Source organism: Psychromonas sp. (assembly GCF_983033635.1).
In genome coordinates, this window is record NZ_CEZLMY010000029.1 from 20143 (window position 1) to 27207 (window position 7065).

Genomic DNA, 7065 nt, shown 5'->3' on the forward strand with positions numbered 1-7065 from the left:
TACAGCAGCAACACCCACGGAAAACCACATATAGGATCTATTTGATGAAATTTTTAAACTCTCTCTCTATTCGCTCTAAACTAGTGATAGCCATGTTAATGGCTGTTGTTATATCTACCAGCATCGTAGGATTTGTCGGCCACTCAAAAGCAAAAGAGTTGCTGATTTCCAGACTTCAGCAATCCGATTTACCGAACCTTCTTCAGCGCGTACGCAATGCTGTGGATGGCGAAATATCTGAAATGAAGGTATTGACGAAATCGATTGCAACAAACCCTTTCCTTCTTGATTGGCTTGAATCTGGAGCGAATGCAGATAATGAAGCTAACGTTATCAAAATGCTGGACAAAATAACTAAAGATAACAATTTGAGTAACGCATCTTTTGCAGACCGAAAAACTGCTAAATATTGGAACCAGGATGGATTTCTCCGTGTTCTTAAAGATGACAATCTCGATGGCTGGTTTTTTGCGTTCAAAAATAGCGGCCAAGCAGAGTCAGCAAGTACTTACGCAGAAGCAAGCGGTGATGTGAATGTATTTATTAACTATCAAGAGCTTAACGGCAGAGGCGTTTCCGGTTTATCAAAATCATTTAACGATATGGTTGATTACTTAAATAGCTTCAAAATTGAAGAGACGGGTTTTGTTTATCTTGTTGATCATTCCGGACTGGTGAAAATACATAAAGAGCAGGAAAAAAGTGAAAAGATAAAGCTTGCTGAGATTTATAACAATATCGATATTCAAGCTTTATTATCCAAAAAAGAATTTGCGTTTCAGGAAACCAGCGATCTGATCGTAGCGACAAGTTATATCTCAAGTCTTGGTTGGTATGTGGTTGCAGAAGTTCCAAAAGCTGAGCTTTATATCGGGCTTAACGAGTCTCGAAATTATATGGTTATGTGGTTTGCCATTGTCGTTGTTGTGTTTATCTTTATCAGCATCATTCTGGCAAAAAGTTTAACCCGACCTATTAATGACCTGGCAGGGGTATTCAAAGAGCTAGGTGAAGGAGAGGGAGATCTTAGTTACCGACTAAGTGAAACCGGCAGTGATGAAGTGTCTCGTTTGGCACATGGATTTAATGCCTTTATCAGTAAGATCCATTCTGTAGTTAATGATGTTTCTACAACATCAAAAGATGTTCGCCAGGCATCAGTAAAAGTTTCCCAAGATGCAGAGCAGTCTAGATTAGATGCCGAAGGTCAGCGAGATATCGCAACACAAGTTGCAACAGCCATTAGTGAAATGGGCTCAACCATCGCAGAAATTGCAGCAAATGCGGCACATGCGGCAGACTCAACGAATGAAGCGACAACTCAAGCTAAAAATGCGCAAGTTGTTGTGCAAGAATCAACTGCAAACATTCACCAGATGTCACAGAAGATGGAATCAGTATCTACAACCATTGAATCTTTAGCAGATAAGAGCAATGCAATTAGTAGTGTTCTCGACGTTATTCGCGGCATTTCAGAGCAAACCAATTTACTTGCATTAAATGCCGCTATTGAAGCTGCGCGCGCCGGTGAGCAGGGACGTGGTTTTGCAGTTGTAGCAGATGAAGTACGTAGCCTGGCGAAGCGCACCAGCGAATCAACAGATGAAATTAATCAAATGATCAGCCTCCTGCAATCGGAGTCTAAGCGAGCAGTCGATGGCGTAAGAGAAAGTAAAGAGACTGCCGAAATGGGGGTAACTGATGCTCAGCAGACTACAGAGGCACTCGATGAGATTGTTGCAAACATTCAACAAATTTCAGATCTAAATACTCAGGTTGCCACGGCAACGGAGGAGCAAGCAGCAGTGGTTGGTGAAATAAACATTCATGTGCATGCGATTAGCGACAGTACAGAGAGTAGTGCTGAAACATCAACCAGTATCGCATCTTCAAGTGAGTCATTGACAGCGATGGCAATGAACCTTGATAGCTTAGTAGAACGATTTAAATTATAAAAAAAGTTCATTAATTTACTGAAAATAAAATTGTTCAGACAGCACATTAAAAACAGTTTTTTTGAGTTACAGACCAAAAAAACATTGTATTACAACAACTAAAAATATTTTAAATGCAAATATTATTTTTTTACAAATAGGAGCACGCAGACAGATAGCAACATATTTTGTTAACGCAAGCAAAAAAGGTAGTGGTAAATCCTATTCTGTAGGTCTGGATCACACTTTCTGCTTTGCTTAATAAATAAACTTATTTGCGTGAACAGGGAGTCAGGATACAAAAAATCATTATGACTTCATTTACGAGTTTTATAGTTAGATTACTTTTTGAAAAGTTTTTTTAAAGGATATAAAACTTCTAAATTACATGATTGAGATGCTTTTAAACTCAATCTTGCATCGGTGATAAATTATCACTTTCTGTATCTAAACATTCAATTTATTAAAAGGTTAATTTCATGGCGAGTAAATTAGATCAATTACGCAAGTTAACAACCGTAGTTGCAGATACGGGAGATATTGATGAGATACAAAAATATCAACCTGAAGATGCAACGACAAACCCATCGCTAATTTTAAAGGCAGCCCAACTTGCTGGTTATGCCCCGTTAATAAACGATGCAATTGAATATGCAAAAGCACAAAGCAATTCAAAACAGCAACAAGTTCAAGATACCTGTGACATGTTGGCTGTGAATATCGGCAAAGAGATTTTAAATATTGTTCCAGGCCGTATTTCAACAGAAGTTGATGCAAGATTATCTTATGACACACAAGCAAGTCTGGCAAAAGCCCGCCAGCTAGTAAAAATGTATAACAATGCCGGTATCAGCAATGATCGCATTTTAATCAAATTAGCTTCAACGTGGCAAGGTATCCGTGCTGCTGAAACCTTAGAAAAAGAGGGAATAAATTGTAACTTAACTCTTCTATTTTCTTTTGCTCAGGCTAAAGCTTGTGCTGAAGCTGGCGTATATCTTATTTCACCTTTTGTCGGCCGAATTATGGATTGGCATAAAAAAGAGCGTGGATGTGAATTTACACCGGAAGCTGATCCAGGCGTGAAATCTGTTGCAAAAATTTACAGCTATTACAAAACACATGGTTACCAAACCGTGGTAATGGGTGCAAGTTTCAGAAACACAGGCGAGATCTTGGAATTGGCTGGATGTGACCGACTTACTATCAGCCCACAGTTATTACAAGAATTAGAACAACAACAGGGAGAGGTGGTCGCAAAATTATCTGCTACCTCTGATATTGAAACTGCACCTGTAGCGCTAACAGAAGCACAGTTCCTATGGGAGCACAACCAAGATCCAATGGCGATTGATAAGCTAGCAGAAGGTATCCGCAACTTCGCTATCGACCAAGATAAATTGGAAAAAATGATAGAGGAACGCCTTTGATTATTTTTATTTGAAATTAAGAACGTATAACCAATGAGAAACATTGGACTGTACAAAAAAAATTAAACAAAACCAATGAAGGTGGCTGATAGAAACCGTTTTATTCAGCCTAATATATATATTAAATGGAGAGTTAAAATGCAAATTGTTATGGGTTTAGTCGGGATTATGTCATTAATCATAATTGCGGTAATATTTTCGAGTAATCGTAAAGCGATCAATCTACGCACGGTTGGGGGAGCTTTTGCAATACAAGCTTTTATACCAGCGATTGTTATTTTCACAGAGTCAGGTGCTGGCATACTGGGAGGCGTATCATCAGCTGTACAGGCTGTAATTGACAGTGCCAATGCAGGTATCGGTTTCCTTTTCGGCGGCCTTGTTTCCGGCAAAATGTTTGAAGTATTCGGCGGCGGCGGTTTTGTCTTCGCGTTTAGAGTACTGCCTATCATCATCTTCTTCGCGTCATTAATGGCCGTGCTTTATTACATGGGCGTTATGCAGTTTATCATCAAAATATTTGGTGGTGCGCTTCAGAAAGCGCTTGGTACAAGTCGTACTGAGTCAATGTCAGCTGCTGCCAACGTTTTTGTTGGTCAAACAGAAGCACCATTAGTTGTTAAACCGTTTATCAGAACAATGACTCGTTCAGAGCTATTTGCGGTAATGGCCGGTGGTCTTGCATCAGTTGCCGGTGCGGTACTGGCAGGTTATGCATCTTTAGGTGTTAGTCTTGATTACCTTATTGCGGCATCATTTATGGCGGCACCTGGTGGTCTATTGATGGCTAAATTATTAGAGCCTGAAACAGAGACACCAAAAGATGAGATGGACCATTTAACAGACGACGAAGTAGCTGCAGATGCTGCTGGTAAACCGGTAAATGTAATTGATGCTGCGGCAGCAGGTGCATCCGATGGTCTTCACTTAGCAATGAACGTTGGTGGTATGTTAATCGCTTTCATCGCCCTAATCGCTCTAATTAACACAATCTTAGGTGCTGCTGGTGGTGTGTTTGGTTTCGATGCATTAACGCTACAAGTAATCTTAGGTTACGTATTCGCACCAATCGCGTTCCTAATCGGTGTTCCATGGTCTGAAGCGATGCAAGTAGGTAGTTTACTGGGTCAGAAACTAGTAGTGAACGAATTTGTTGCTTATATCGATTTCGTTGGTATCAAAGATACCTTAAGCATGAACTCTCAAGTAATCGTTACTGTTGCTTTATGTGGTTTTGCAAACTTATCTTCAATGGCAATCTTACTTGGCGGTCTAGGTGTACTTGCACCATCACGTCGTCCTGATATTGCACGTCTGGGCTTAAAAGCAGTACTTGCTGGTACTCTATCTAACTTTATGAGTGCTTGTTTAGTGGGTATCTTCTTCGCAATGAGCGTAGCTTAATTTCATAATAACAACCCGTACCAATTACATTAAATGAACGTCTATTTACTGTGATTGGTATAACCCCAAGCGCTTGGAAACAAGTTCTGAGCTGCTTGGATCTCTTACTAAAGAAAATCAAAGGAATTAAATAATGAGTGATTTACAACTAGCATCTCGCCAAGGTATCCAGTTAATGGATCTAACAACCTTAAATGACGATGATACTAATCAAAAAGTGATTCAGTTATGTGCAGATGCTCACACAGCAGCCGGTGATACAGCTGCTGTATGTATCTACCCTCGTTTTATTCCGATTGCTCGAAAAGCATTAGCTAAACAAAATACCGCGCATATTAAAATTGCGACGGTTACAAATTTCCCACACGGTAATGATGACTTAGAGATCGCTCTAGCTGAAACCCGTGCTGCTGTTGCCTACGGCGCAGATGAAGTTGATGTGGTTTTTCCTTATCGTGCATTAATGTCGGGTAACAGCGAGATTGGCGCAACCATGATCAAAGCATGCCGCGAAATCTGCGGTGACAAAGTAACACTGAAAGTTATTATCGAATCAGGCGTATTACAGACCCCTGAACTAATTAAACAAGCAAGTCTGATCTGTATTAATGCAGGCGCTGATTTTATTAAAACATCAACAGGTAAAGTACCTGTTAATGCCACTTTAGAAGCAACCAAAGTTATGCTGGAAGCGATTAAAGAGTCTGGGCTTGATGTTGGTTTTAAAGCGGCCGGCGGTGTTAAAGACGCACAAGCAGCCAATGACTACATGCAGCTTGCCCGTGACATCATGGGTGAAGACTGGGTAAATATCGATCATTTCCGTTTCGGTGCATCAAGCCTGCTAACAGGCCTGTTAACTGAATTAAACTTAACAGATAAAACAGTGGAAAAAGGAGCTTACTAATGAAACGCACAGTTATCTTACTACTTGATTCTTTTGGAGTCGGTTCATCAGCAGATGCAGACCAGTTCACTGGTTCACGAGCAGACGGCAGCCAATTCAATGATGTCGGTGCAAATACGCTAGGTCATATAGCTAAACTGTGCGCGAATGGTCAAGCAGACAACGGACGTCAAGGTCCACTGACTATCCCGAATATGAACAAACTTGGTCTTGGCCGAGCTTGTGATGAAAGCTCAGGTTGTTTTCCAGCAGGTTTAGATAAATCTGTTGAACCTGAAGCGGCTTACGGTTATGCAAAAGAGATATCAACAGCAAAAGACACGTCAAGCGGTCACTGGGAAATCACCGGTGTACCTGTATTATTTGACTGGGGATACTTTAAGAAAAAACAAGACAGCTTCCCTCAGGAACTACTTGATGAATTAGTTAAACGTGCAGATTTACCGGGTTACCTGGGTAACTGCCATTCATCGGGCACAATCATTCTTGAAGAGCTTGGTGAAGAACATATTAAAACCGGCAAACCTATCTTTTATACCTCTGCTGACAGTGTTTTCCAGATTGCCTGTCATGAAGAAAGCTTCGGTCTTGAGCGCCTTTATGAATTATGTGCAATTGCACGTGAACTGGTTGATGAATACCATATCGGCCGTGTTATCGCCCGTCCGTTCGACGGTACAGAAAGCAGTAACTTTGCACGTACCGGCAACCGTCATGATTATTCGGTTGTCCCGCCGGCACCAACACTACTTGATAAAATGAAAGAGTCAGGTGGTGAAGTAGTAAGTATCGGTAAAATTTCAGATATCTTTGCTGCCCAGGGTATTACTAAAGCGACCAAAGCAAACGGGCTTGAAGCACTGTTTGATGCAAGTTTAGATGAATTCAAAAAAGCGGGAGATCAAAGTATTATCTTCACTAACTTTGTAAACTTTGATGCTGATTTCGGACATCGTCGTGATGTTTCCGGTTATGCGGCTGCTCTGGAATACTTTGATAAACGTTTACCGGAAATACTTGCAGAGCTGGATGATGAAGATCTTCTTATCATCACTGCCGATCACGGTTGTGATCCTACCTGGGACGGCACCGATCATACCCGTGAACATATCCCGGTAATTGTCTACGGCAAATCAGTTAAAGCCGGTCCTGTCGGCCTACGCGATACCTTCGCAGATATCGGTCAGACCATCGCCGAGCACCACGGTTTACCTAAACTTGACTACGGTACAAGTATTTTTAACTAATTTATAGCTCTTGCTATAGCAAAATACACTGGAGATGAGCATTCTCTCATCCTCCAGTGACTTAAGTCTTCATAAGTATGCTTTTGACGACTTAATACTAAATAAATGGAGAAAAAAACAATGGCAACACCTCATATTAATGC

5 protein-coding genes are annotated in these 7065 nt (G+C 40.8%); all 5 read left to right on the forward strand.

Annotation, left to right across the window (positions count from 1 at the left end; translation table 11 throughout):
• Positions 1-44: 44 nt before the first annotated feature.
• Positions 45-1955 (forward strand): methyl-accepting chemotaxis protein, encoded by a 1911-nt coding sequence (locus AC4GME_RS06255; protein ID WP_490378832.1) that lies wholly within the window; start codon positions 45-47, stop codon positions 1953-1955.
• A 458-nt stretch (positions 1956-2413) separates the two neighbouring features.
• A complete protein-coding gene (tal, locus tag AC4GME_RS06260; RefSeq protein ID WP_490379141.1) occupies positions 2414-3364 on the forward strand; it encodes a transaldolase in 951 nt (316 codons plus the stop codon).
• Between the two features lie 138 nt (positions 3365-3502).
• The gene (locus AC4GME_RS06265) at positions 3503-4768 is read left to right on the forward strand and encodes a NupC/NupG family nucleoside CNT transporter (RefSeq protein ID WP_490379142.1); all 1266 of its coding nucleotides are present in this window, start codon (positions 3503-3505) and stop codon (positions 4766-4768) included.
• 133 nt (positions 4769-4901) lie between these two features.
• A complete protein-coding gene (gene deoC / locus AC4GME_RS06270; RefSeq protein ID WP_490378329.1) occupies positions 4902-5675 on the forward strand; it encodes a deoxyribose-phosphate aldolase in 774 nt (257 codons plus the stop codon).
• Positions 5675-6922, forward strand: coding sequence for a phosphopentomutase (locus AC4GME_RS06275; RefSeq protein WP_490378330.1), 1248 nt, complete (start codon positions 5675-5677; stop codon positions 6920-6922). Before deoC ends, AC4GME_RS06275 begins: the two co-directional genes overlap by 1 nt.
• The last annotated feature ends 143 nt before the right edge of the window (positions 6923-7065 follow it).